Here is a 25,436-nt window from a genome sequence, read left to right on the forward strand (position 1 = left end):
CTATCACGGGCAACGATGATTACGGCATTTATTTTGGCGGCTTTTATGAGGAAGCCGTGGTTGATGTCACGATTAGCGATAATGCCATTAATAGCAATGGTGAAGATGGTATCAGCTTTGATGATATCTATGACTACGCTCAGGTAAATATTACGATTGCTCGTAATAGCCTCAACAATAATGCTTCTAACGGTATTGAATTCAATGATTTTGAAGATTACGCCGAAGCCACTATTGTTATTTCAGACAACAGCATCAGTGACAATGGCGAAAGTGGTATCTACTTTGGTGATATCTATGACTACGCGGTTGTAGATGTCACCATTAGCGATAATACTATCGACAACAACGATGAGGATGGTATTCGCTTCCAAAGCATCTATGACTATGCTGAAGTCAATATAGCCATTACTGGAAACAGTATTAGCAACAACAGTGACAATGGCATTTACTTTGATGGCATTTATGATGATGCCGTTGTCAATTTGACGGTTAGTGACAACACCATTAATGGTAATGGTGAATATGGAGTTTTGATTGAGGAAGGGATTGGCGATGATGCCAACGTCACTATCAGCTTGACGGGCAACACCATCAGCAACAATGGCAACTCTGCTTTTTACATTGAAGGCATTTATGATGATGCCGTTGTAGATATTACTATCAGCGATAACGTCATTGAAAATAATAATGACGATGCGATCGCGATCGACACTATCGCCGATAACGCGACCGTTAATTTGACGATAGAGCGTAACACCCTTCAAAACAACAATGGAGCGGGTGTTTATCTCTACTTAGAGGACAGCGCTGAAATTTGTTTGACGCTCTCTGATAATATTTCGGTCAATACAGGGACAGGATTTGTATTGAACAACGATGCTACGCCTGCCCAGTTTGAGATTGTTAATTTAGCTAATCTCACAACCAACAATACGGGTACCTTTTCACCCGCCGACCCAGCGGCTAGCGGGGACTTTACCAACGTGCCCTCTTGTCCGTAACCAAGCTGACCTTAGGGCTACAGCAGGGACAGCAAGTGAACGTTCTGTCCCTGCATGGCGTATTTTTAAACTTTGAGGAGCCTATTTTGCTCTGCTCATTTTACCTAGCTGGATTCAATGACTCAGGCGACTTCTCCAACTGCCAACTCCTTAAACCTCGGCATTTCTGCCTCTCGCCAATTTCCTAGCTGGATGCACGATGAAGGGTTGAGCCTCGCCTTCACCACTTACCAAAGCCAACTGCTGCTGCTGCTCGGTATGAATCAGCAGAATAAACTGTCGGCCAGTGTGCGGTTGTTTGGCCGAGCCATGGGACTGTATGCCACCCCCGATACTGAGCGGCTTTACCTCAGTACTAAGTTTCAGCTTTGGCAACTCGACAATGTGCTCAAACCGGGGCAGCAATACCGCGACTGTGACAAGTGCTACGTTCCTCGCTTGGGCTATACCACTGGCGACCTTGATATTCACGATGTCACGCTGGATGAAACGGGGCGCATTTTGATGGTTTGCACGTTGCTCAACTGTCTGGCGACCGTTAGCCAAAAACATAGCTGTGCCCCTTTGTGGATGCCGCCGTTTATTTCTAAGCTGGTGAACGAAGATCGCTGTCACTTAAACGGGTTGGCAATGGTGGCAGGGCGACCGGGGTATGTCACGGTGGTCAGTCCGGTTGATTTAGTCGATAGCTGGCGGGATAAACGTCGCACTAGCGGTTGCGTGATTGATTTAGCCACCAATGAGATTGTGGCAACCGATTTATCTATGCCTCATTCACCCCGGTTTTATCAGGGCAAGCTGTGGTTGCTGAATTCGGGGACAGGTGAGTTTGGCTATGTGGATTTGGCGTCTGGTCAGTTTGAACCCGTGACGTTTTGCCCTGGCTACCTGCGCGGACTCGCTTTTTGGCAGCATTTTGCCATTGTGGGGCTGTCTAAGGTGCGATCGGGCGATGGGGCACTCTCTGGGCTGATGTTAGATGAACTGCTGCGCGAAAAAGACGTAGAATCACGCTGCGGTTTGATGATTATTGACTTGAATACAGGGGCGATCGCCCATTGGCTACGGCTTGAAGGCCAAATTTCTGAGCTGTATGATGTACAGGTTTTGCCGGGGGTAAAGCGTCCTATGTCTTTGGGCTTTCAAAGTGACGAAATCAGCCGCTTGCTCACCTTTGAAGAAAGGGCGAATGGGTTGTAAACATAGAGCTAATGAAGCTAACGGGGCGATCGCAAGGTGATCCGCGTTAGCTCCGGGGGGCAAAAAAGCCTACCTGGCAAATACGTTCCCAGACCGCGATTGACGTAAAGCTGATTGTCACCCAGCTGGCTTAGTCCCATTGCCCATTCCCAATGTTTGACGACTTTGGCACAGCGATCGCTCATGTAAGGAATTTGTTCTCGCAGCCACCCCGGCACAGCATGGCGAAATCGCCGTATAACTGCTGGGGCTGGCCCCCAACCGGGCAACACAATCTGCCCCCCGTGGGTATGACCAGACAACTGTAAATCGACCCGCCATGTCTGGAGAATTTCGGCGCTGTCAGGATTGTGAGATAAAACCAAACGCGGCGTTGTGGGTGCCAGTGAGTCGAGTAGGGGCTGAGGGTCAAACGCTTTAGACCAAAAATCGGCCAGACCCACCAAGGGCAAATCTGGCCCTACGGGATAAGCAATTTGGTTCCAAAGCACAGAAATACCCGCTTGGGTTAAGGCCGCCGTCACCACCTGGCGGGCGTTACAGCGGTAGAGGTCGTGATTGCCTAAAACAGCGTAGGTTCCATAAGTACTGCGTAAATGCTTGAGCTGTTGTGCCAGGGCATAGGCAGGCTGCGGATCGTAGGTAACAAAGTCGCCTGTTAGCAAAACCAGATCGGGCTGAAGCGTATTTGCCTGGGCGATCGCTTGCTGTAGCAAAGCATCTGACAACCGCTGACCGTCGTAGTGAAAGTCAGAAAGCTGCACCAGGGTCAACCCATCGAGCGAAGGCGTCAAATCTTGAATCGAAATTGAAAGTCTTTCAGTGGTCAATGGCCCCGTCAGCAACCGATGCATCGTATTTTCAGCAGTTTGAGAGCATTCTCAGCGTAGCAAACCGCTATGGCAGACGGGGGGCGCAGGTTTCCTGGCTTTGCCAAAGCTTAATCAGAGCGGCTCAAGAGGCAGAGGCACTGTCGCTACTTTTACTGCTGCCTGATTTTTGGTCAATTGCGATCGCTTGCTCTAAGGCTATTTTTTCCTTAGCCCGACGGGCATAGGGTTGCAGCGCGGCTAGATCCCAACCTGTGAGGATACTTAAGTTTTCCAGCGTCATGCCCTTCATCAGCATTTCCACACACCAGGTTTGCTGGGCTTGTTCTATCTGGGGTGACGTTCCGGCCAGGGTAAACAAATCAGCAGTGAGGGTTTGCCAGCGCTGGTAGATAGCCTCAACCGACAACGGTTGGCCAGCTTCATCGATAAACAGGGCTGACTGTTCCCCTTTGCGACTTTTAAGCCACTGGGTTAACGGATTGCGGCTGTAGGATCCGTAGCGATGTCCCATAATCCAGCGGTTGATCGGTACCTGCCGTACGGCTCCGGTCGTTACCTGTAGCAGGTGTTGATGGCTGTTGCTAATATGGTGCGATCGCTGCAAGCCAATAATTTCTTCTGGGCTTAAACCAGCCCCAAACAGCACATAGACGAGTGCATAGTCTTGAGCGCTGCTTTTTTTGGCTCGTTGTAAAACTGCTCGCACCAGCGTAGCAGACAGATCGGCTACTTCTAAAGACACACTTGCCCGCGCCGCCGGAACCGACTCCAGACTGAGGGAAGGTGTTTCAGGACGCGCTACGGTAGGGGAAAAAGCGCCCTGCAGAAAAAGCGTCCCTAAATTTTCGACGAACTCTTCGCGATCGCGCCAAAACTCGTGAAACTCACTGGTAAACTCCAAAACCGCATAGCCAAACAACAGCGCGTTGAGCAAGCTAGCCAGCTTTTCTAACTCAATCTGACTTTGCAACTGCTCTTGCTTCAGCACCGTCGCCAAATATTGCTGGGTGTATCGATTTGCCTGCCGCAAACCATAGCCGAGTGCTTGGCGATTTTCTAAAGGATACTGTCCGGCTTCGCCCACTAGCGATCGAACAAATTCTGGAATCTGAGCCAAAGACTCTAAGCAGTCTTCGGCATAGCTTTTCAAAGCTTGGGAAATGCTACCCGCCTGATTCACTTGCTGATTGAGGGTTTGTTGAAGTTGCTCAAACACTTTGGCATCTTCAAGGACGGCTAAAAGCAAGCCATGCTTGCTGCCAAAATGGCGAAAAAGGGTCACTTCATTGACGCCTGCTATATCGGCAATTTGGCGGGTAGTGGTTTCGGTAATTCCCTGAGCAGCAAAGAGCTGTAGGGCTGCTTGAATAAGTCGTTGACGAGCTGAGTTACGCTGAGAAGTCATAAATAATGCAAGTAGCGCTTGCACTTTTAAGGGTAATGCTGTTAAGCTCTAATTGCAAGTGTTACTTGCATCTAAGGCCAAGGGTTCCGACCTGTCCTGTCCCTGATTGAGTTTTCCCTAGCCTATCTACTTCTGCCTTAGATCATCCAAAAACCGCGTAGAAAGGGCTTGACCAATAATGAGGAATTTTTATGAAATCGACCGCACTACAAGCGGCTCCGGTGGGTAGCCGCCCCCTGCCCCTTAACTGGCCAACTATTTTCTTCTTTGCCATCATTCATGCGTTAGCTCTACTGGCTCCTTGGTTTTTTTCCTGGTCAGCGTTAGGCATTACCCTCTTTCTTCACTGGCTCTTTGGCAGTATTGGCATTTGTTTGGGCTATCACCGTTTGCTCACGCACCGCAGCTTTCAAGTACCTAAATTTTTAGAATATGTAATTGCCACTATCGGTGCCTTAGCGCTGCAAGGGGGGCCTATTTTCTGGGTTGCCGGACATCGTCAGCACCACCTCCACACAGAAGATATTGACAAAGACCCTTACTCGGCTCGGCGGGGCTTTTGGTGGAGCCACATGCTTTGGCTGTTCTACGTGCAGCCGCAAGTCTTCGATCGCCAGCAATATCAGCGATTTGCGCCTGATCTGGCTCGCGATCGCTATTATCAGTTCCTCGATCGCTATTATTTGCTCTTACAAGTACCCCTAGGAATTTTGCTCTACGCCCTTGGTGGCTGGTCGTTTGTGCTGTACGGTTTAGTTGTCCGCTCGGTTGTTCTTTGGCATTCTACTTGGTTGATTAACTCGGCCACGCATATGAAAGGCTACCGGAGTTTTGAAGTTGAAGATAACTCTCGTAACCTCTGGTGGGCTGCTTTGCTAACCTATGGCGAAGGCTGGCACAACAACCACCACGCTTATCCTAACGTAGCCAAAGCTGGCTGGAAGTGGTGGGAAGTTGACTCAACTTGGTGGGTGATCAAGGCGCTGCAGTCGGCAGGGTTGGCGAAAAAGGTTGTGATGCCACCGAGGGTCTAAGAAAGGGTTTAGATAGATTTTTTAACCATTTACAGTTCGATCTAGAATTTGGTTTCTAGCATTCAATTGCTTAAGGTAGGCGTTTGCAGCAGCAAACGCCTATTGCCATCAAGCCAGCTCCTATTACAGCCAATGATTTAAGTCGCGTCCTATCAGGTTGGCTAGCTGCTGTACTTCTAGTACAAATTCTTCAGATAACCGTTTTTTTAAGCTGGTAGCTAAAGGCGGACGAGGTTTTTGCTCGGTGTTTAAACGCTTGAGAGCGGCTTTGGTGGTTTCTAGTAGCTTTCGCCGCCAGGATTGAGGTAAAGGAACCAAATATTTGCCAACGGCTAGGACTTCAGCAGGCGGGTATTTCAGTAACTTTTGCAAAAAGTAACTACGAACTTTTTTGTTGGCATTGATGGGAGAGAAATCGGTTTCAAAGGTAGGGTTAACCCCCAAAAACAAAAAAGTTTCCTGACAAATTTTCTCAGTAGCCTGCGTGAACTCGTCGAATAAAATAATTTTGACCTGGGCTTTGCCAAAGATGTCGAGATATCTTTTCACCTGCGCTGTAAAGCTAGCAATCTCTCGATAAAAAAGGATTTTAGGTTCTACACAGCGATCGGGAATATGTTTTCCTATTTTGCGTTCTGGCTCTAGCATTAAGGCTTTTTCAAAGTCTGGTACTGTCTCACTCGAACCATTAAACAAATGCTGGCTATGAAGGGCATACATCATTGATATCGGTTCGCGGAGCATGATAATAATTTTGGCTTTCGGTTCAAAGCGATAAATTTCTTCGGCAGCTGTTTTTGAATAAAGATAGGTGGGGGTGCCTTCGCCGCATATTTTGCCTGCCCCATCGGCGAACAAGGCTAAATATTCAGAGCGTGAATGGGCTTTACTTTTAGTTTTTAAGTCGGTGTCGAAATAGTGAAGTTCCTTAAGCTGAGGAATGAAAATATCAGGGTGGCGGTTGAGGTATTTGCAGAGAGCCGTGGTGCCACACTTAGGAGCGCCTACAATAAAAAAGCTGGGCTTTGGCATAAAAGTTACGCTCTCTGGCTGGGAGCGACTGGGGTGGAAGATTACCAGGTTCAGATGGACTCAACTTGCCTGGGTACAGACGGTTTAGCGGTAAGGTTTACCAACTGCTATCCCAGGAGGCTATATGACCGTGATGGCTCAACAGCCTTTTGAACAATTGCCCGATGGTGCTTTCTGAAACTAAGGTAGCATTGTCGATTTCTAAATTCCAAGGCAGTTCGACCTGCAAAGCTCGTTTGTTAATTTCGCTTAAGCGATCGCTGGCCATAGGAATATGAGAGGGGGTATCTCTAGATCTAGCGCCTTCTATACAGGTGGCCAGTGGTGCTTTGATGGGGATAAGCAACCCTCGAAAGGAATACCTTCCAGATCTGGACAGCGCTGGAGAATTTCTCGAAAGATGGATTCAATCTGCAAGCATTTGATATTTAGATGCTTGGCTAAGGTTTTGCCTACAAACGTTTTTTCAGCCCCCTTTAAGCCCACAAGCAACAATCAGGTACACGGTTTGGTTGTTGCGAGATGAGTAGAGCGTCATGGCTAAAGGTCAGTTGCGATCGCTAAGCAAATTCTTGGCGCGGTTCAGCTTATTTATGCGCGGCTTCCTGGCCGTAAGCATTCCAGGCTAAATCAACTAAGCCAGTGACAATGGCTGTGGCGACGACTGCGTTTCCTTTACGGCCTTCAATGCGAATATGGGGGACAAAGCAGTCTTGCAAGCGGGCTTTCAACACATCCACGTCTAAAAAACCAGCCGGGGTCGCCACTATTAAGGCGGGTCGTACTTCTTCAGCTTCAATCAGATCTACCAGCGTTTCTAGCGCAGTTTGAGATTCACCAATGACAAAAATGCCTTCAGGGTAGCGTTTAGCCAGTGTTTCGATTCCCCAAGCCGTTTTAGTTCTGTTTTTTTGCGGTCGGGTTAGCGCATCCATGCTGCAATAAACCGGGTTGGCAAAGGTTTTTTGAATGGTAGCGCTAATACCCACTTGAACCATTGGCACATCAACAATCAGCGTCGTTCTAGCGGCTAAGGCCGCCGCCCCTGACTGGAGTGCCTGCTCAGAAAATTGAATTAAAAACTTATACTCAAAGTCAGCCGTAGCATAGATCACGCGACGAACAATTTCATACTCTGAAGGAGAAAAGCTATGTTCGCCAATTTCGCGATCGATGACTCTTAAGCTTTGGGCATCGGTAACGTGCCATTCCATGTGAAACCTACAAACTCAAATGCATATGCTAAAGCAGCGATCGCTCAGATATCCCTGCCTGACTTAGCTGCTGAACGTTAAGTCGCAGGATTGTCTGAAGCAATCATAGCTTAGCGTATTCAGGACTCTGCTTAATCACAATCCCATTGCTGACCCAGATGACAAGTCCCTTTTGTTCTAGCTAACTCAGCCTCAAACAAAAGGGACAGCCCTGCTTACAAGACCATTGAGCATCACCCGTTGGCTGTTTGCAACAGGGCTAGCGGGTTTGACTCAACTTCGGGTTTCTGAAGGGGTTGATTGATTGAAGGTGGGCGTTAGATACGCTACCAACAACCCAATCAAAAAGCCAGCTACGTTACGCACAATGGGGAGTAAATCGCTGGTTCGAGAAACCACTGGCCCTAACCCAAAGGCGATGAACAAAATTCCCCACAGCGGTGAAAAAATTAGCATCCACTGCCAAGCAATTAGCTGACCTTGCTTGCGCGGGTGGGCGGCAAAACCACAGATAACGCCCCCTACAATTGAGGTGATTAGGGTCAAAATCCACTGTTCGCGAGGTAAACCCGGTACCACGGCGCAACCGCCCTGGCGCAGGCACGTTTCAATTGAAGATAAGGCTTGCAGAATAGAATTGTCTTCGCCGTTGTCTCGTACAAAAAACTGGTTGCCGTAGCGCGTTTGTAGCTCAATCCAAAAGGTGCGGGTCAGCAGTTGATAGACATCGTCGCCTACGCTGAAGTTGAGCAAATTGCCGCCGCGCGGATCGGCCACCAGCATAACGCTTTTATCGTCTAATCCCCAAAAGTCTTTAACCGCTCGTCCGGGTGTGCGATCGTACTGGGTTAACACTCTCAGTTTCCACCCCGTTTCGGCTTCAAACTGCGCTAGGTGGTCGTTGAGATAATCTTCCTGAGCGTCTGTGAGTGACTTAGCCAGGTCGATGACTAATGTTGCTTCTTCCGGTAACAAGTCTGGATTGTTATAAGCCCCGGCAGTTGGCGCAACCGCCCAGGTAGAAAGCGCCACGACACCAGCCAGCAGCAGAACGAAAAACCGACGGTGAAAAAAGTCTTTTAAGTGATTGCCCATGAATTGATTGCAAGCGTAAATAGCGGTTTATTGAAAAGCGTTGATTTGTAGACTACCTTAGCGGTTAAGCAAATTGTTAACACTTATTTACTTAATTCTAATATTAAGGAGCCAGGGCTAGTGCAGTCAATCTGACTCAGGCGGCTGACGCGGCGTTTCTGCTGCTTCAGATCGGGGTGAAGCGGGTGGAGCAGTTGAGGTGGAATCAGCGTTAGGGCGATCGCGGGTGGCTGCTTTTGCTTGAAGGGTGGCAGATGGGTGAGCGTAGCGATCGCGGGTGAGTTTTTGTCTGGCCTGAGCCTGCCGAGCTGCCTGACGCCGCGACCGTTTTCGTTGGGGTGAGCGGGTAAACGTTTTCCAGGCCGCTTTGCAACCAACCCAAAAACTGCGAGTCAGGTGCTCTGCTTGTTTGGCTTGGTGATGAGCCTGATAGAGGCTTTGATCAACCTGCTTGACCATGTGATTGGCTCGGTAAATGCCATCACTCATGCCGTCTGTGAGTTCAGCAATCTCAGCCCCGGTTAGCCGCAGGGCTTCTAAGGTGGGGGGGAGTTCCTGATTGAGGGTTTCAAACAGCCGTTCTGCACTGCGGGCTGCTTTGGCCAGTTCTCGCAGGGCTGGCAATGCCATTAACATCATGGCGGTGAGACTCATCGCCAACAGCAAAATAGATAGGCCCAGCCAGAGTAAAGGATCCGCCACAAATGCCGCCTTTTAACTCTGAGAAGTTGAGTTATGGGCTACCGGAGCCTCTTGGCGCAGCTCTTCTAACTCATCTCGGCTGGCGGCTTGGCCAGCGGCGATCGCTTCTCGCAGCCGCATCAAGGTTCCTTCCCAATTGCGTAGAGCGGTTTCAGAAAGGCGATCGGCTTGCAATTGCAGGCTGGTTGATAAGTCTTCTGCCAGTTCTGGCAGGGCATCAGCCGATTTTTTCAGAAGCTGTCGGGTTTCTTTGCCTGGGCGCGGGGCCGCTAAAAGACCAGCAACTGCGCCAATCGCAGTGCCAATCACAACTCCCCCGAAAAACGCGCCTGCTTTGTTTGACATGGGTGAATCTCCTATCTCGGCAAAGGAGTGGCCGCTTGGTAGCCTGCCAAATAACAATACTCTAATTGTGCCGTGTTGAGACGCTTATGCCTCGACTCAGCGCTGATCCGTCAACCGAACGGCGGGGCGATAGCGCCACCAAAGCTGGTAAAGCCAGCTTGTGTACCGCAGAATTTGCTGCACCTGATGCAGCCGCGATCGCAGTTGCCGATATTTTAACCGTAGCTGTAGCAGCCCTAGCCGTCCTTGATGGAGCGCTAAGGGAGAAACTGCCAGGGTTTGTTCTAGATCAACCGTCCAAACCTGAAGCTGCTGGCTCATTTCAGCACAGCCTCGCTGTAGCTGCCAAAGCCGCCAGGTCATCAACAGGCAAAACAGCGCCGTTATTAGATTGAAGCCAATCACAAAAGTCAGCACATCTGCCTCCGGGTAAGCCTGCCTCCACCTTACTGGCCTGAATCAGATTCTCCAAGCTGATAGGCTTTGTTAAAGATTCTAGAGAAAAAGTGTTCAGACTTGAAAAATTATGGCTTGATAGTAGCCACTATCTAGATCGAGGTTGATCGCTCTGTAGACTTTGCGTGGGGAAAAGTGGGTGAGTGCGGCAATTGTTTATGTGAATTCGACGCAGGGCAGCGATCGCGCCAACGGCAGTTTTACTCAGCCCTTTAAGACCCTGACCTGGGCCTTGCAGCAGGTAGCCGCAGGAAGTGTGATTAAGCTAGCTGAAGGCCGCTATAGCCGCGAGACAGGTGAGCTGTTTCCCCTGGTGATTTCCCGGCAGGTGACGCTGCTAGGGGACGAAACGACTCAAGGCGTCCGGGTGGTGATTGAAGGGGGCGGGCCTTTTGATAGCCCGACTTTTCGGCAGCAAAACATTACGCTACAGCTTGAGTCAGAAGCGCAGGTACGCGGCGTGAGCATTACCAATCCGGCAGAGCGAGGAACGGGCTTGTGGATTGAATCGACGGGGCCGCTGATTACCCGCTGTCAGCTCGTGCGCTGTCGGCGAGATGGTATTTTGGTCACGGGCAACGGTCAACCCCTGATTCTCGATAATCTGTTTGTGGAAAACGGAGCCAGCGGCCTGTCTATTTTGCGCAATAGCAAAGGGGAAGTGCGCCGCAATTTGTTTCGCAACACCAGCTATGGGCTAGCCATTAGTGACGAAGCTGCGCCGCTGGTGGCGGAAAATCGCTTTATGGACAACCGCAGCGGTATTGTCGTGTCTCGTCTGGCGAGGCCAGTGCTGCGCTCTAACCAAATTGATCATAGCCAGGAGTACGGTATCGCCGTGTTGGATCAGGCTCAACCCGATTTGGGGCAGCCGCAGGATTTGGGTAATAACATTGTGCGCCTGAGCGGTGTGGCCGATTTGCGCTATGAAGGGCGATCGCCGCTGGTTTTAGCGGGCAATCAGTTAAGTTTGTCTCGGATCCAGGGCAATGTGTCGCTGGCGGCCAGTCAAATACCAGCAGCGATCGCGGTGCCGCCCATTTTGCTGGGTAATGTGCCACCAATGGGTGAACCGGGCGAAGTAGAAACGCCTGCTATCGAAACACCTAGCCCTATTGGTTCTAGTCGCTTTGCTGATATGTTGGGGCACTGGGCGGTCGAGTTTGTCGATCGATTGGCGCAGCGATCGCTGATTCGAGGTTTTCCAGACGGTACTTTTCGCCCCAATCAGCAGGTAACGCGAGCCGAGTTTGCCGCGCTGGTTACTGCTAGTTTTGCGATCGAAGCTAATCGGGCTGCGAGCCGCTTTAGCGATGTGCCGACTGATTTTTGGGCGCGAACGGCGATTTATCAAGCCCAAGCCCAGGGATTTATCAGCGGTTTTCCAGACGGTACTTTTCGACCCAATCAGCCGCTCACACGCATTCAGGCGATCGTGGCGATTGCTAATGGTTTGAAACTGGGGCAAGCCAATAGCAATCAGTTGATTATTTACCGCGATCGGGCACAAATTCCCAGCTATGCGGTAGATGCGCTGGCGGCTGCCACCCAGCAGCGTTTAGTGGTCAACTATCCCGATCCGCTGGTGCTACAGCCACTTATGGCAATTAGTCGGGCTGAGGTGGCGGCGTTGGTTTATCAAGGTTTGGTGCTGCAAGCTCAGACGCCGGCGATTGAGTCAGCCTATATTGTTCGCCCCAACACCGAACTGCCCTTGTTTAGCGACACAGAGACCCACTGGGCGGCCGAGTTCATTCGAGCTTTGGCCAATCAAGATTTGATTAACGGGTTTGCCGATGGCAGCTTTCGACCCAATCGCCCCATGACACGGGCGCAATATGCGGCTCTTTTAGTTAAGGCTTTTGAAATTACCCCCCGGCGAGCAGCGACTTCGTTTACGGATGTAGCACCCGATAGCTGGGCTGCTAGCGCTATTGAGCAAGCTTATCGCGGTGGCTTTCTGTCTGGGTTTCCTGATCAAACCTTTGGGCCAGAGCAAAACATTTTGCGCGTGCAGCTTTGGTCTTCGCTGGTGAGCGGTCTAGACCTTTTGAGTCGGGGCGCAGCGGATTTAAATCGGCTCAACTTTTACCAAGATGCACCCGCCATTCCGGCGTACGCGCAGGCCGCGGTGGCTCAGGCTACTGAGCTAGGGATGGTGGTTAATTATCCTGACTTGAAACAGCTTAATCCTAACGGTATTGCTACGCGGGCAGAAGTTTCTGCGACGGTCTATCAAACCCTGGTAGCGCTACAGCGGCTAACGCCAATTGCTTCTCCCTTCATTGTGACGCCGTGATCAGTCGCTTAGTTTTATGCGTTTGAGCTATCCACTACTGACGATGGGGTTGGCGATCGCGCTAGGATTTGGCTGGCTAGCCCCTGCAATTAGGGCTGCGCGATCGCCGCTTATGGCTTCTACCTGTCCCTATGCTCAAATTCGGCTAGAAACCACTCAAGCCATCGATCGCGGCGCAATTTGTGTAGCGGCTCGTCCCTGGTTTCGAGCGGGGCTACAGGTTTTGGTTTATTTTACCGATACGCGCCCCGCCAACCCTGGCCTCTGGCGGCACCAAGTCAGGCAGGTTGAGGCCGCAGCCGGATTGAGAACGCTGCCGCCCGATCGCTTTGAGCCTAATGCGATCGCCTTGAGCCTGACGCTAGCACCTGAGCTAACCAATAACATTGTCATTACCTATGGCGATCAGCTCAGCCGTACCCCCATCGACGATCCGGCGCGGCTAGAAGCTGTCAAACAAGCCATGAGCCAGCAGTTGCCGACTCAACCCACAGCTGCGCTGGTCACTGGGCTAGAGCAAACCTATCAGCTCTTTGCCGATGTGCCGCCTTCCTCGGTGCAAAATCTACCGCAACAAACGATGCCATCTACTGCAACTCCTGTGTCTGAAATCTTATGGCTGCTGGGGGGAAGCCTGCTGACCTTAGGCGGTCTAATGGTCGGGGCGATCGCTTGGCGGCATTATCGCCACCAGCAAAGCTTAGCTGCGAGATTGCAGCGCCTGCAAACGGCAACGGCTAACCTGCTGATGGCCTGCAATCGGCTGCTGCTGGGTGACTGGCCAGAGGCTACAGCGCTATATCAGCAGTTTGTCGCCGCTGGTGGGTTAAGATATCCGTCTTTGATTCAGCAGGTGACAGCGGCGTTGGCAGCGGCTCAAGCAGAACAGCAGCGAGCGTTGCAACAACAGCCGTTAAAACAACCCCTTGCCATAACAACGGCTGCGATGAAACGCACCCTGCGCCATTGGGAATGGATCTACCTGACGCTGCTGGGCAGTCGCGATCGCACGTTTAAGCTAAGCAACTCGGATTTGCAAGCCCTGCTGCAACCTGACCTGCCCGATACTGCCCGTTGGCTGGTGAAAGTTGAGCTTGAGCAAATTGACCCTGCCCATAGCGACTGTGTGGGTGTGGTTGGCTACATTGCTGAGGTGCAGCAGATTTTAGCGCGGCTGCAGCAAGCACCCCAGCAAGCGCCGACGCAACTAGCGACGCTACAGCAAAGCCGCCAAACGCTAGCTGACCAGCTTTCGCCAGCTCTGCAACTTGCTCCAGCGGTTGCTCTACAGCCACTCGACTCGTTAATTCAGCAAGCCACTAGCTACCTCAACCAAGACTTGCCTTTGTCGGCTTTGGAAGTTTGTCAGCAAGCGGAGCAAGTCTACCAAACGCTAGCAGCCCTCAACCAAGCGCTGACCCTACACGAACGCCAGCAGGCTGAAATTTGCGCTTACCTTGAACAAGGGTTGCAACCGCCGCTGCTTGCGGCTAAACAGCAGCGAGTGAAGCAGCTTCTAGTAGATATGCGTCGTTTTTTAGAGCAGGGACAAGATGCCGCTGTCAAATCCAGCCTTCCCGCTTTCAACCAAGCCAGTCAACAAGCGCTGGCGCTTGTCCACACCTGGCACCAGCGCTACCAGGCCAATCAGCAAACGCTGAGCCAGCTTAAACAAACGCTGACAGCGGCGCAAACTGAACTAGAAGCCCAAGCCCAACCAAACTGGCGATCGCTACAGGCTTATCCCCAGCCCCACTGGCAAGATCTCACGGGCTGCGTAGCAGAGGCCGCCAAAACCCTAGCTCAGTTAAACCACGACCAAATGCCTCAGCTAGAAAAGCTAACCAGTTTGGCTCAGCAAGACCTGCCCCAAGCAGAGCGCTTAGCCACTGAAATTGCCACCACGTTGCAAGCGGTGACCCAGCAAATGCAGCAAATGAGCGATCGCCTACGTCATCTGCAAACCACTGAGCCACAACCCTAAGCAGGGCTGAACCAGAAAAACAGGTTCAATCTAGCCTTTAATGTTAGCCCGCTGAGGTAGCGTCAGGCGTATAGCGCTTGGGCATGGTGTTGGATGTGATCGCCCATAAACGTGGCAATGAAGTAATAGCTATGGTCATAGCCCACCTGCATCCGCAAACTGAGCGGTTGTCCGGCTTGTTCGCAGGCAATTTGAAACGCTTCTGGTAGAAGCTGACCTTGCTGATAAAAATTATCGCCTGTGCCTTGATCGATTAAGATTAGGCGGCTGGGATCGGCTTTGTGCAACACCAGTTCGCTGGCGTCGTAATCTTTCCAGGCGCTTTGATCTTCGCCCAGATATTGGGTAAAGGCTTTTTGCCCCCAGGGGCAGCGTGACGGAGCCGCAATGGGGGCAAAGGCTGAAATAGATCGAAACTTTTCGGGATTTTTTAGGCCGCAAATGAGCGCCCCATGACCGCCCATGGAATGACCCAAAATACCAGCGCGATCGCCTCTAACCGGAAAATTGGCGGCAATCAGCGCTGGCAATTCTTCAACCACATAGCTATACATGCGGTAGTTTGTTTGCCAGGGAGACTGGGTGGCATTGAGGTAAAACCCAGCCCCTTTACCAAAATCCCAAGTGTCTTCATCTGGTACCGCTTCGCCTCGGGGGCTGGTGTCCGGCGCAACCAGCACCAAACCTTGCTCCGCCGCATATCGCTGCGCTCCGGCTTTGGTTATGAAGTTTTCTTCAGTACAGGTAAGGCCAGAAAGATAGTACAACACGGGTACGGCTTGTGTTTTTGCTTGTGGCGGCACAAAAGCAGCAAAGCGCATATCGCAGTTGCAGGCACTAGACGTATGGCGGTAAATGCCGACCGTACCCCCAAAACAAAGCTGTTCGCTAATTTGTTCAAATGCTTGAGACATAGAAGGCTGCGCTAAAGAAGGACAACGGAAACTTGCGATCGACAATTCTAAAAGTGAGCTTAAAAAGTAACTATCAATACAGTTGAACGCCTAGATTCCGCAAAACTTAGAACAGAACGCGCGCTTTACTGTTTATTAAAAGTGTCTCCAAAAATAATTTACAACCACAACATTATGACCTGCACCCATGACAAGGTGACGGGTAATTATCTCTACTGCGGTCGGGTTTTAGGAATGACGGGGCCAGAAGACATCATTCAACTCCATCCGGATTTGGCGTTGGAATGGCCCTGTATTCGCGATCATTATCGCCGCATTGGTCTAGAACACACTGAAACCGTCATTTGGGACGATTCGCTAGACTACCTTGAAAAGCATGACGAGTATGCTCGCTCCGTCTTTTACTTTGGCGATACGGTTCAAGTTCATCAGGCGCGACAAGCCTGGTTTGAAAAATTAGACCCTGCTTGGGCCGAAGCCGTCAAGTTCATGAATTCCAAAAATAATTTTATTCAGTTGGCTCATGAACTGGGGGTGAAGGTGCCTGAAACGCTTTGCTTTTCTAGCAAAGCTGAAATTCAGCCTAGTGCGTCGCTGCCCTACCCTTGTTATCTCAAACCCGCTATTTCGGTAGATGGCGTTGGCATTGTCCGTTGCGAAGACGCAGCAGCTTTAGCGACAGCTTTAGCCGCGATCGCCAACGATATTCCCGTACAGATTCAAGCAGAGGTGATCGCTCCTAGCTTTTTGAATTTGCAGTATCAGGCAACCCCTAAAGGGGCAGAACGCTTAGCCGCTACCGAGCAAATTTTGGATGGGTTTACCCATCAGGGGAATCGTCACCCGGCTCGTTATACGCCGTGGGAGACGGTTGATCCGATGGCTGAATGGGTGGTCGAGAAAGGCATAAAAGGTATTTTTGCCTTTGATGTTGCGGTGGTGGAAGGCGATAACCAGACAGAGTTTTTGGCGATCGAGTGCAATCCTCGCTTTAACGGCGCTTCTTATCCCACTGGGATTGCCCGCAAATTGGGTATCACCCACTGGATGCACAAAAATTTCAAAACGCGGTTTCGCTCTCTCAAAGAGATTGAACTAGGCGATCTAGAATTTAATCCTGAAACCCATGTGGGTGCCATTTTAGTCAATTGGGGGCCAATTTTAGTGGGGCAAGTTTCAGTGTTATTGGCGGGTTCTCCTCAGCAGCAAGCACAGCTCATTGATGATTTAAACCAACACTTGTGAAGCGATCGCCGGGATGACAAATTGGATTAGCAATAGCTGTTAGTGCGTTAGCGCTTAGTCAAAGATTTCACAATGGAGAGGTCTTTAATTGAGCTGATCAGGCCATTGCGGTTATCCGCAGCCTCTTGATTTTTAGGCTGCACCTGACCATTTTGGTTGTAGTACTGGTAGTAGCTGTAGGTTGTAATTGAGCTTTCTTGAGCGCCATTGGCTACCATGCCCAACACCGGAATGCCTGAAACTCTTAGTTCTTCCACCGCTTGTTCGACCACAAAGCGCTTCACCTTACCGAGGCCAACAATCATCAAGAAACCATTGGTGTGAGCGCCGACGAGATAGGCATCAGCAAAGCCAAGCAGTGGCGGCATGTCATAAATGACAAAGTCAAACTTTGTCTCGACCTCTCGCATAAACCGCTGCATACCTTGAGAAGACAGCACTTTGGTCGGGTCAGGCGGCAGCGTACCTGCCGTCACTACATAGAGGTTTTCGTCGAGGGGCACTTGCTGAATCACATCTTCCATTTCTAAGTCAGAAGAAGAGATTAAGTCGGTTAACCCTTTGTTGTTTCGCAAGCCGATTTGTTTGTGGAGGCTGGGGCGACGCAAGTCAGCGTCAACAAGCAATACCCGCTGTCCCATTGCCGCCGCTGCCTGCCCTAAGTGGATGCTTACCGTGGTTTTACCAGCATTCGGCGTGGCGGAACTGGTGGTAATCGAACGCAGAGGCCGATCTGGGTTGAGCAGCCGCAAGCTGGCATAGAGCGAGCGGAAGGCTTCTACAAACGGCGTGGATGCTTGGGCTTGTAGTTCGTCTTCATCGTTGGTGATGTCAAAAATGTAGCCTGCCTGCCGCAAGCGAGTCGCTACACTGGCGGCGGGGCCGTATTTTTCCAAATATTCGTTGAAGGGAATGATGCCCAAAAGCGGCAGCTTGCTGATGGATTTGAGGTCTTTGGGGGTATAGATAATACTGCTGAGGCGATCGACAACTAGCGCCGCGCCGATGCCTAGCAGCAAACCTAAAACAGTGCCCAGCATGAGATTTCGCTTGACGCTAGCGGCTGAAGCTCGCGGTTTGCCCGGTTGAGTGAGAAGTTCCCAGGGGGTTTGGCGCTGAGCGACGTCAATGCGTAAGGCTTCGCGTTTAGATAAGAACTGGTTGAGGTTGTCGGTGGCAATTTGCAGTTCACGCTGGATATCGCTGTAGCGTCTGGCTACCGAAGATAGCTCTTTGATGCGTTGATTGAGCTGGCCAATAGCCTGCCCCAACGCCTGGTCGCGACTTTCGAGTTCGCGGATGTTGCTGGCAACCTGGCGTTCAACCCGTTCACCTTCTTGGGCTAGCAAAGGCAGCAGGTTTTGTCGTTGTTCCTGCAAATACTGAATTTCGGGGCTACCGTCTAAAAAGAGAATCGATTCTTCTGCTAGCTTTGTATCGATAGCCAGCAACTGATCGAGCAAACTTTGGTAGCGAGTCTCTTGTTTTAACAGCGAAGAAGCGGCTGTTTCTCCTTGCTGGTTGAGTTCTTGTTGCAGATTGGCATAGAGTAAGCGGGCTTCTTCTAACTGAACGCGAATGTTGAGCTGCTCTTGGGCAAAGGTGCCTACCTGCTGCGTGAGTTGCTGCCCCTGAACTTCTGGATCAATTAAGTTGTAAGACTGCCGCAGGCTCTCTAGCTGAACTTGCAGACTGTCAACCCGCGATCGCAGTTGTGGTAACTGCTCATCGAGAAAGGCAATCCCGCGTAAAATGTCGCTTTGTCTTTCTTCTAAACTGAAGTCTAAATAAGCCTGCGCCACGGTCGTCAGCACAATGTTGACGATTTCCGGGTCGGGGTGCTGATAGCCAACTTGCAAAATATCAGGAGAGGTGGGCTTGACGCTCAAACCGCCGACAATTTCTCCAGAGCTAATATCTTCTGAATAGTTAGCCTGAATCTCTTCGACGACTGAGTCAATCACCCGTGGACTGGTCAAAATTTTCAGCTTGGCCTCATCCGCCGAAACAGCGACCACATCTTCCTGGTTACTTAAGGTGTTGGGGTTAGCAGCAGAAATAATTTGGGTTTCTAGCGTAACGGGTTTGGTCAAGATCTCGAAGCTTGCTTCGTAAACAGGCGTATCCGTCAAGGCTTTAAGCACAGCCGCAGAAGCGACAACTGTTGTCACACCCGCGACTAGCAATAGCTTGCGCCGAATGGCTCCAAGCACCTGTGTCAGATCTAAGCCGCCTTCATCGCCGCCGCTAGGGGTGGGGTTAATTAGGGGTAGATCTGGCTGAGACAGAGAGGGCTGGAGGGAGTGGTCAGCGTTCATGGGAATGTCTACCTTGGCTAAACCCTACGAGAAAGTTCACAGTTGAAGGAAGTGGTTAGTTCATGTTGACTGGCGGTAAAGGCCATCAGCGGCTAATGACAGACGGACGTCAACCTGCGCTTGAACCGTGATGATAGCTGATTATGTCATGTCAAATCCGTGCGCCTTAAAACAAGCGCAATAGCGTAAAAGGTAGGGTTAAGAGCGATAAAGCACTACTGATAGGCCGAGCGATCGTATCGAGCGTGTCACCAATGCTGGCAGCCGTTGAGCGGCTGACAATCAAAACATCGTTGTTGCGTAGGGTCGGATTACTGTCTGAGTCTGCACCCTCTGCAAAATCAATATCGATTGTGCGGCGTTCTACTGTGCCATTAGGATTCAACCGCACCAGATCAACTTCGCCCTGGCTGGCGCGGTTGTTAAAACCACCCGCAGCTAACAAGCCCTGATTCAAAGGTGTATTGGGCGGTATTTGGATGATACCGGGGTTGACCACTTCGCCGACAACGTTGACTTTTACCGTATCGGGCGAAAAACTGGCCGACGCTAACTGGGCGGCTTCTTCGGAAGAAACGGCGTCTGCGGTGGGCACGATGACGGTATCGCCTTCTTGCAAAACGATGTCTTGGGTTAAGTCGCCCTGTTGCAAGAGCTGCCAGAGGTTGACGGCAATTATTTGCTCAGTGCCTGTGCGGGTGCGGCGCTGTACCTGAATTTCTCGGACATCGGCTAACGGTTTAATGCCTCCGGCCACCTGGATCGCCCGCGTTACCGTGGGCGGAATGGAGGTACCGCCGCCGCCGCCCGGTACCCCCGCTTCCCCGGTACGGGCTGTGCCTGTGACGGTGTAAGGCCCCGGTCGAAAAACTTCGCCGACAACGGCAATGTTGAGCGGACGGCTTTCGTTGGCGGCAAAACTAGCCGATGAAAGCTGTAAGGCTTCAGCTAGATTAAGCGCAGCCGTTGTCGGTACAAAGACGGTATCGCCGTCTCGCAGGGTCATGTCGTAGCCTAAGTCTCCCGTTTGGACGAGCTGCCACAAATCGACAGTGATCACTTCGTTGCCCCCAGAAGGCCGAGGCCGGGAAACTTGAATTTGGCGGAGGTCGGCAAGCTGAGTGACGCCGCCAGCGGTTTCGAGCAAGCTGGTAATGGTTGGAAATTGTGCCCCTGTGCGCTCAACGGTGTAAGAGCCGGGGGTGGTGACTTCTCCGGCGACGCCAATGCGTAAAGGTCGTGGGGTCAACAAAACAACCGTTATGCGCGGTTGCCGCAGGATGTTGCCATAGGCTGATCTAACCGCTTCCGTGGCTTGGTCGAGCGTTAGCCCAGCAAAGTTGACCTTGCCAGCTACGGGCAGCGTCACGGAGCCGTCAATCAAAATATCGTGTTCGCCACTGTATTGGGGGACGCGAAAGATATCTATTCGAATGCGATCGCCTGCGCCCAGCCGATAGCTAGCTTCAGGCACAAGGGCAACGTCTGTTGTTGCTAGATCGGCAAAAGGCCGTTCAGGATTAGCTGCCCAGACGGAAGCGGTTGACGAAACCAGCAAGGTCAAACTGGTCAGCGACGAAATCAGGGAGCGGGGGAGGAAGCTAGACGCAGTCATCCGTATAAACTCGCAAAGGCTTCACACAATGGGAAAGAGTCTATCTGGCTGCTAAAGGCTAAGCACTGAGACTTCTCCTTCAAATCCTACCGACGCATTCGGTAGCCCTACGGTCAGACGACAGCAGTTTTGCGAAAACTTCTTACAACGTAGATGTGTATAAATCCTAGATAAAATGTGACGCTGGTTTCGAACTTTAATCATCAAGGGTTTGTAAAGTTACTGCGTGGAATCTAGGAGCAAGCTATTCTTTTTCTAGCTTTATGTAAAGCTTAGAACGAGCGGCGGTGCATTTCTCCAACTTTACTTGGAAGCCTATGACGGATTGTTCAGACTTTAGCAATCACGGTTATCAAGTTGAGCAAGAACTTGGCTGTAATCGAGCGGGTGGACGGGTGACCTATTTGGCGAAAGATTGTCGTCGCCAAACGCAGGTAGTGATCAAGCAGTTTCAGTTTGCTAAAACTCAAGCGACTTGGTCTGATTACGATATCTATCAGCGCGAGATTGAGGTTTTACGATCGCTCAATCATGTCGGTATTCCTCGCTATTTAGATGGCTTTCAGACAGAAGCCGGATTTTGCATGGTGCAGGAATACAAACCAGCGATCTCTTTAACGGCTAACCGCAGTTTTAGCCCTGTTGAGGTGCAAAAGATTGCGATCGCGGTTTTAGAAATTCTGGTTTATTTACAGTCGCGCATACCGCCGATTATTCACCGCGACATCAAACCCGACAACATTTTGGTTGACGACCAGCTCAATGTCTATCTGGTTGACTTTGGCTTTGCCCGCATTGGCGATGGTGAAGTGGGTGTCAGCAGCGTCGTGAAGGGAACGCTGGGCTTTATGCCGCCAGAACAGTTATTTAACCGCGCCTTGACAGAAGCTTCCGATCTCTACGGTTTGGGAATGACCCTGGTTTGCTTGCTCACAGGCACCAAGCCCGATGACATTGGCGACCTAGTCGATATTAGCTATCGGGTTAAGTTTAAGCATCTAACCCCTAAAATTAATCCCCACTGGCTGAGCTGGCTAGAGCGAATGGTGGAGCCGCGCCTCAAGGATCGGTATGCCAATGCGGTTGAGGCTTTACAAGCGGTGCCCAACTGCCCCATCTATGCGCCTAAAGTTCGCTTAAGCCACGCCAAGGTGGTGCTGAGTGCGGTGGGGAGCGCACCGATACTAACCCATACGCTAGAAATTGATAACCCCATTCCTGATACGACGCTGGAAGGTCGCTGGCAAATTGTGCCCCATCCCCACGACCCGGCTGGGCTAGACGAGCATTCCTGGATTACCATTCAGCCTGCTGTTTTTTGTGGCAACCAGGTTCGCTGTCAGGTGACGGTAGATGTGCGGCGATTGATGCGCGATCGCCTTTACGAACGCACTTTACGGCTCACCACCAACGCCCTGCCAGAGAGCTATTCAGTCGATTTGCAGGTTAAAACAGCTCCCCTTGTGGCTCGCCAGCAGCAGCCTTACTGGCAAACCCTCAGCCTGCTGTTTCTGTTCTCTCTATTTTTGTATCGCGGGCTTTACTGGTTTGTGCTCAATAATGTAGCGCTTGACGGTGATTTAGCCCTGGCTGCTTTTGGTACTGCCGCTGGTACCGCCGCTGGCTTGGAAGTGGCTGGCTGGACGCTGGCGGCTACCGGATCTACGATTAGCGCCCATGCGGGTGTTTTGGCGGGGGGGCTAGTCGGGGCGGTTACGTTTGTCTCGGCCTGGTTTATGGCGGGGGAAATTGGCGGCAGTCTTTCTGAAATCTTGCTGGGATGTGGGGCTGGTTTAGTCAGCGGCTGGATTAGCGGGCTGGCTTTGGGGATGTCGGTTGAAGCGCTGGTGCAAAAGCTGTTTAGCCCCGGTTTTGCCCTTAGAGTGGTTCTGTTGACAACCCTACTCGGCTGTAGCGCCAGTTTAGGATTGACAATCGGACTGCTACAACCAAGTGTTCTAGCCTTGCTGGCCTTACTGGGATTGGGGCTAGCGGCTCATTTAATTCAGCAACCCCTGCGTCGAGCCAGAGTTTTAGCCAATCAGCAGCGATCGCAGCAACACCTAATTCGACCTTAAGGCAACCCAAAACTGAAAAGCCGCAGGGTTAAAGGCCGTTGCTTGAGCGGGGGGGCTTCAGCGCTACGGCCTTGACTGAATTTGTGCTAAAGCCATGGGCTTAACTGGGCAACTCCTGCGACTGAGAACACCGATGAGCCCAAAGCTGTTTCATAGCTAGCCAAACAAAGGGAGGAATGGTAGAGCCATAGCGCCGCCAAAGCCGTTTAGGCTCTTGCACCAGCCGATAAAACCACTCCAAACCCAGTTCTCTGATAAACCGAGGCGCTCGTTTTTGAATGCCAGCGTACACGGGAAAAGCACCGCCCAAGCCAATCATGACGGCTGAGACTTTACCCTGGTGCTGAGCCATCCAGTATTCCTGCTTGGGGCAGCCAAGCGATACATAAACAATACCCGCCCCGCTGTTGTTAATCTGCTCGACTAATACCTTGTCTTCTAGAGGCGTCAGCGGTCGAAATGGCAACGGCTGCATTCCGGCAATTTGTAGCTGCGGGAATTCTTGCATGAGTCGCTGTCGCATGCGGCTGAGGACAGGTTGTTCAGAGCCGACAAAAAACAAACTCACGTTAGTTTCTGAGCAAGCTTTTGCCGTAGCAAACAAAATATCTAAGCCAGCTACCCGGTCTTGAGTTGTTGCGCCTAGAAGCCGCATCATCCAGACTAGCGGCATACCATCAGGGGTGACAATGTCAGCCTGACGCAGCACACTTCCTAGATCTTCCCGCCAGTAAGCCTCCATCAACATATGTACATTTGCCACGCAGACAAATTTACTTTTTCGTTCTTTAGCCCAAGCCACAATCTGATTGATTTGTTGACCAAAGGGAAGTGCTGTTACTGGTGAACTAATAACATCAATTGCGGGGAGACATTTAGCCATACCTTTCCTAAGAAGTCGTTTTAATTCTGGACTCTTATCGATAACAAATAGAAAGAGCAGGATCACTCCGGAGAGTCCTCCTCCTATGTGAGTATTTTATTCAGTGGATACCCGTATAACTGAAAAGTTCCGATGAAGAATAGCCAAAATATATTTAGGCAGTGTGGAAATTTTGGCAAACCGCTCTAGCCACTGAAAGTTTTAGCTAAATCGGGTGGGCAAATTGCTGGATCCAAGGGGGTGAAAAGCCCATACAGGTAGCAGAGGGCAGAACGAAAAGGGTTTCTATCAGCGGTTTTCAGCAACTTGAGTGTGTCAACCGCTAGTGGCTAGAGCTATCTATTTGACGTTTAGCCAAGGAGACAACCCTTTAGCGCGATCGCCTTGAGCGATCGCTAGCTACCCGGTTGAGCCGTAGGCGGCGCTCATAGCTCAGGTTAGTTTTCATTCACGCAGTATTTGTTTATACAAATTTTAAGGAATTTTACTGAGCCTCTACGGAGACGCCCACTTAAGGGTTGACTGAAGCAACTACTGTCTGGGCGGCGTAAGGCTGCAATAGATCTTGATAAAGTTGCAGATATTGCTTAGCCTGAATGTCTAAAGCAAAGGCTCGCTCTGCTTTTTCGCGTGCTTGTACTTTTAACTGAGCCAGACGTTCAGCTTCAGCCAGTACCCAGGCAATGCCGTGGGTTAGATCTTGGACGTCGTAGGGTTTGACCAGATAGCCATTTTGCTGATGATCGACAATATCTTTTGGCCCGGTGGCGTCAAAAGCGACGACAGGAGTCCCGCAGGCTAAAGCTTCTGAGGTGGTTTGGCCAAAAGATTCTTGCAGCGAAGGGACGATCATGACATCGGCGGCTGAATAGACCAGCGCTAAGCTCAAATCGTCTTGAAAGGAGCCAAGGTAGTTGGCTTTAAAGCCTAAATCAATCGGCTCATCTGGGGCAGAGGCACCAAAAACGGCTAGCTCGACGCGCTCTTGCCAGCCTGCTTGCCCTAGAGCTTGTAAGGCCGGAACCAGCAGGTGAAAGCCTTTGCGCTGATCAGCCGTGGCCGCCAGTGCCCCAAAGAGGATAATTTGCTTGTCTGGCGGCAATCCCAAGGCGTCGCGGGCAAATTTTGGGTCAAAGGGTCGATAGATTTGGGTATCTAAGCAAAACGGAATGACTTCTACCCGGCGATCGCCCAGTAAAGAACTAGCGCGCACACAATCAGCCATCCAATGACTGGGGGTCACAATCGTAAGATCAACGTCTTGCCAAGCTTTCCGCTTACGCTGCCAGATAGCACGGGTTAAATCTTGTTCGCGATCGCTGGCTAATTGGGGGCACTGACCGCAGGCTTTTTGATAGCGATCGCAGCCTTCGTTGTAGTGGCAGCCGCCAGTCATCGGCCACATGTCTTGCAAGGTCCAAACCAAAGGCCGATTGAGCTGAGCCAGTGTCTCAATTTTGACAAAACCATTGCAAACCCAGTGCAGATTGATAATGTCAGGGTTGATCTGGGCTACTTGCTTGGCGATCGCATCCGGAAACCACTGGGCAGAAATCATGCGGTTGCGCTTGGGGTAACGGCGCAGGGGCACCCCGTTCATTTGAGGCCCTAGTTTAGTCAGCAACGATTTTTCAGCCTTCACCGTGCGATCGCGGCTTAGCTTAGCCCGCACCAGCATTTGAGACGGCACTGCTAGCTGCTTTAAACCTTGATGAAGTCGGTAAGTAGCTCTAGCGGCTCCCCCTTCAATATCAGACGTACTTAAAATTAAAGGTTTCAT

At 51.1% G+C, this 25,436-nt stretch carries 21 protein-coding genes; 7 read left to right on the plus strand and 14 right to left on the minus strand.

Going from position 1 to position 25,436, the window contains the following annotated elements; all coding sequences use genetic code 11:
* Both ACTS3T_RS23125 and ACTS3T_RS23130 read left to right on the plus strand, forming a co-directional pair.
* Positions 1–1,004 (plus strand): right-handed parallel beta-helix repeat-containing protein (locus ACTS3T_RS23125; protein WP_462935808.1); only part of this gene is annotated, 1,004 nt, incomplete at its 5' end.
* Positions 1,005–1,121: 117 nt separating this feature from the next.
* Positions 1,122–2,204, plus strand: a complete 1,083-nt coding sequence (locus ACTS3T_RS23130) for a TIGR03032 family protein (protein WP_377965419.1) — start codon at positions 1,122–1,124, stop codon at positions 2,202–2,204.
* Between the two features lie 17 nt (positions 2,205–2,221).
* Here ACTS3T_RS23130 and ACTS3T_RS23135 read toward each other — a convergent pair whose 3' ends face one another.
* Entirely contained in the window at positions 2,222–3,058 is an 837-nt protein-coding gene (locus tag ACTS3T_RS23135) for a metallophosphoesterase (RefSeq protein WP_377965421.1), read from the minus strand.
* A 100-nt stretch (positions 3,059–3,158) separates the two neighbouring features.
* Entirely contained in the window at positions 3,159–4,442 is a 1,284-nt protein-coding gene (locus ACTS3T_RS23140) for a TetR family transcriptional regulator (protein ID WP_377965423.1), read from the minus strand.
* Positions 4,443–4,633: 191 nt separating this feature from the next.
* Here ACTS3T_RS23140 and ACTS3T_RS23145 point away from each other — a divergent pair, with 191 nt between their 5' ends.
* Positions 4,634–5,476 (plus strand): acyl-CoA desaturase, encoded by an 843-nt coding sequence (locus ACTS3T_RS23145; RefSeq protein ID WP_377965425.1) that lies wholly within the window; start codon positions 4,634–4,636, stop codon positions 5,474–5,476.
* A 123-nt stretch (positions 5,477–5,599) separates the two neighbouring features.
* On the opposite strand, the gene ACTS3T_RS23150 is transcribed toward ACTS3T_RS23145, so the two are convergent.
* The 7 genes from ACTS3T_RS23150 to ACTS3T_RS23180 form a co-directional block, all read right to left on the minus strand.
* Complete coding sequence (locus tag ACTS3T_RS23150) at positions 5,600–6,508, minus strand: sulfotransferase family protein (RefSeq protein ID WP_462935809.1); 909 nt, start codon at positions 6,506–6,508, stop codon at positions 5,600–5,602.
* Between the two features lie 97 nt (positions 6,509–6,605).
* Positions 6,606–6,776 carry a hypothetical protein gene (locus ACTS3T_RS23155; RefSeq protein ID WP_377965429.1) on the minus strand — a complete coding sequence of 57 codons (171 nt, stop codon included), beginning with the start codon at positions 6,774–6,776 and terminating at the stop codon, positions 6,606–6,608.
* A gap of 319 nt (positions 6,777–7,095) precedes the next feature.
* On the minus strand, positions 7,096–7,722 hold the full coding sequence (locus ACTS3T_RS23160) for a precorrin-8X methylmutase (RefSeq protein WP_377965431.1): 627 nt from the start codon (positions 7,720–7,722) through the stop codon (positions 7,096–7,098).
* A gap of 273 nt (positions 7,723–7,995) precedes the next feature.
* On the minus strand, positions 7,996–8,817 hold the full coding sequence (locus tag ACTS3T_RS23165) for a TPM domain-containing protein (protein ID WP_377965433.1): 822 nt from the start codon (positions 8,815–8,817) through the stop codon (positions 7,996–7,998).
* Positions 8,818–8,943: 126 nt separating this feature from the next.
* On the minus strand, positions 8,944–9,519 hold the full coding sequence (locus ACTS3T_RS23170; RefSeq protein WP_377965435.1) for a DUF948 domain-containing protein: 576 nt from the start codon (positions 9,517–9,519) through the stop codon (positions 8,944–8,946).
* A gap of 12 nt (positions 9,520–9,531) precedes the next feature.
* Positions 9,532–9,864 (minus strand): YtxH domain-containing protein, encoded by a 333-nt coding sequence (locus tag ACTS3T_RS23175; RefSeq protein WP_377965437.1) that lies wholly within the window; start codon positions 9,862–9,864, stop codon positions 9,532–9,534.
* A gap of 96 nt (positions 9,865–9,960) precedes the next feature.
* Positions 9,961–10,281 (minus strand): hypothetical protein, encoded by a 321-nt coding sequence (locus tag ACTS3T_RS23180; RefSeq protein WP_377965439.1) that lies wholly within the window; start codon positions 10,279–10,281, stop codon positions 9,961–9,963.
* A 199-nt stretch (positions 10,282–10,480) separates the two neighbouring features.
* On the opposite strand from ACTS3T_RS23180, the gene ACTS3T_RS23185 reads away from it, so the two are divergent.
* Complete coding sequence (locus ACTS3T_RS23185) at positions 10,481–12,619, plus strand: S-layer homology domain-containing protein (protein WP_462935810.1); 2,139 nt, start codon at positions 10,481–10,483, stop codon at positions 12,617–12,619.
* Positions 12,620–12,641: 22 nt separating this feature from the next.
* Entirely contained in the window at positions 12,642–14,603 is a 1,962-nt protein-coding gene (locus ACTS3T_RS23190) for a hypothetical protein (protein ID WP_462935811.1), read from the plus strand.
* 62 nt (positions 14,604–14,665) lie between these two features.
* On the opposite strand, the gene fghA is transcribed toward ACTS3T_RS23190, so the two are convergent.
* Positions 14,666–15,517 carry an S-formylglutathione hydrolase gene (fghA, locus tag ACTS3T_RS23195; RefSeq protein ID WP_377965445.1) on the minus strand — a complete coding sequence of 284 codons (852 nt, stop codon included), beginning with the start codon at positions 15,515–15,517 and terminating at the stop codon, positions 14,666–14,668.
* A 141-nt stretch (positions 15,518–15,658) separates the two neighbouring features.
* On the opposite strand from fghA, the gene ACTS3T_RS23200 reads away from it, so the two are divergent.
* A complete protein-coding gene (locus ACTS3T_RS23200) occupies positions 15,659–16,762 on the plus strand; it encodes an ATP-grasp domain-containing protein (protein ID WP_377965447.1) in 1,104 nt (367 codons plus the stop codon).
* A 47-nt stretch (positions 16,763–16,809) separates the two neighbouring features.
* Here the strand turns inward: ACTS3T_RS23200 and ACTS3T_RS23205 are convergent, their stop codons facing one another.
* Complete coding sequence (locus ACTS3T_RS23205) at positions 16,810–19,080, minus strand: GumC family protein (protein ID WP_377965449.1); 2,271 nt, start codon at positions 19,078–19,080, stop codon at positions 16,810–16,812.
* Positions 19,081–19,246: 166 nt separating this feature from the next.
* The gene (locus tag ACTS3T_RS23210) at positions 19,247–20,695 is read right to left on the minus strand and encodes a polysaccharide biosynthesis/export family protein (protein WP_377965451.1); all 1,449 of its coding nucleotides are present in this window, start codon (positions 20,693–20,695) and stop codon (positions 19,247–19,249) included.
* 317 nt (positions 20,696–21,012) lie between these two features.
* On the opposite strand from ACTS3T_RS23210, the gene ACTS3T_RS23215 reads away from it, so the two are divergent.
* The gene (locus tag ACTS3T_RS23215) at positions 21,013–22,773 is read left to right on the plus strand and encodes a serine/threonine protein kinase (protein WP_377965453.1); all 1,761 of its coding nucleotides are present in this window, start codon (positions 21,013–21,015) and stop codon (positions 22,771–22,773) included.
* Between the two features lie 100 nt (positions 22,774–22,873).
* Here the strand turns inward: ACTS3T_RS23215 and ACTS3T_RS23220 are convergent, their stop codons facing one another.
* Together ACTS3T_RS23220 and ACTS3T_RS23225 are read right to left on the minus strand one after the other, a co-directional pair.
* The gene (locus tag ACTS3T_RS23220) at positions 22,874–23,656 is read right to left on the minus strand and encodes a WecB/TagA/CpsF family glycosyltransferase (protein WP_377965455.1); all 783 of its coding nucleotides are present in this window, start codon (positions 23,654–23,656) and stop codon (positions 22,874–22,876) included.
* 511 nt (positions 23,657–24,167) lie between these two features.
* Entirely contained in the window at positions 24,168–25,436 is a 1,269-nt protein-coding gene (locus ACTS3T_RS23225; protein WP_377965457.1) for a glycosyltransferase family 4 protein, read from the minus strand.

This window comes from Almyronema sp. (genome assembly GCF_052168255.1).
GTDB lineage: Bacteria > Cyanobacteriota > Cyanobacteriia > Phormidesmidales > Phormidesmidaceae > Sphaerothrix > Sphaerothrix epifaneia.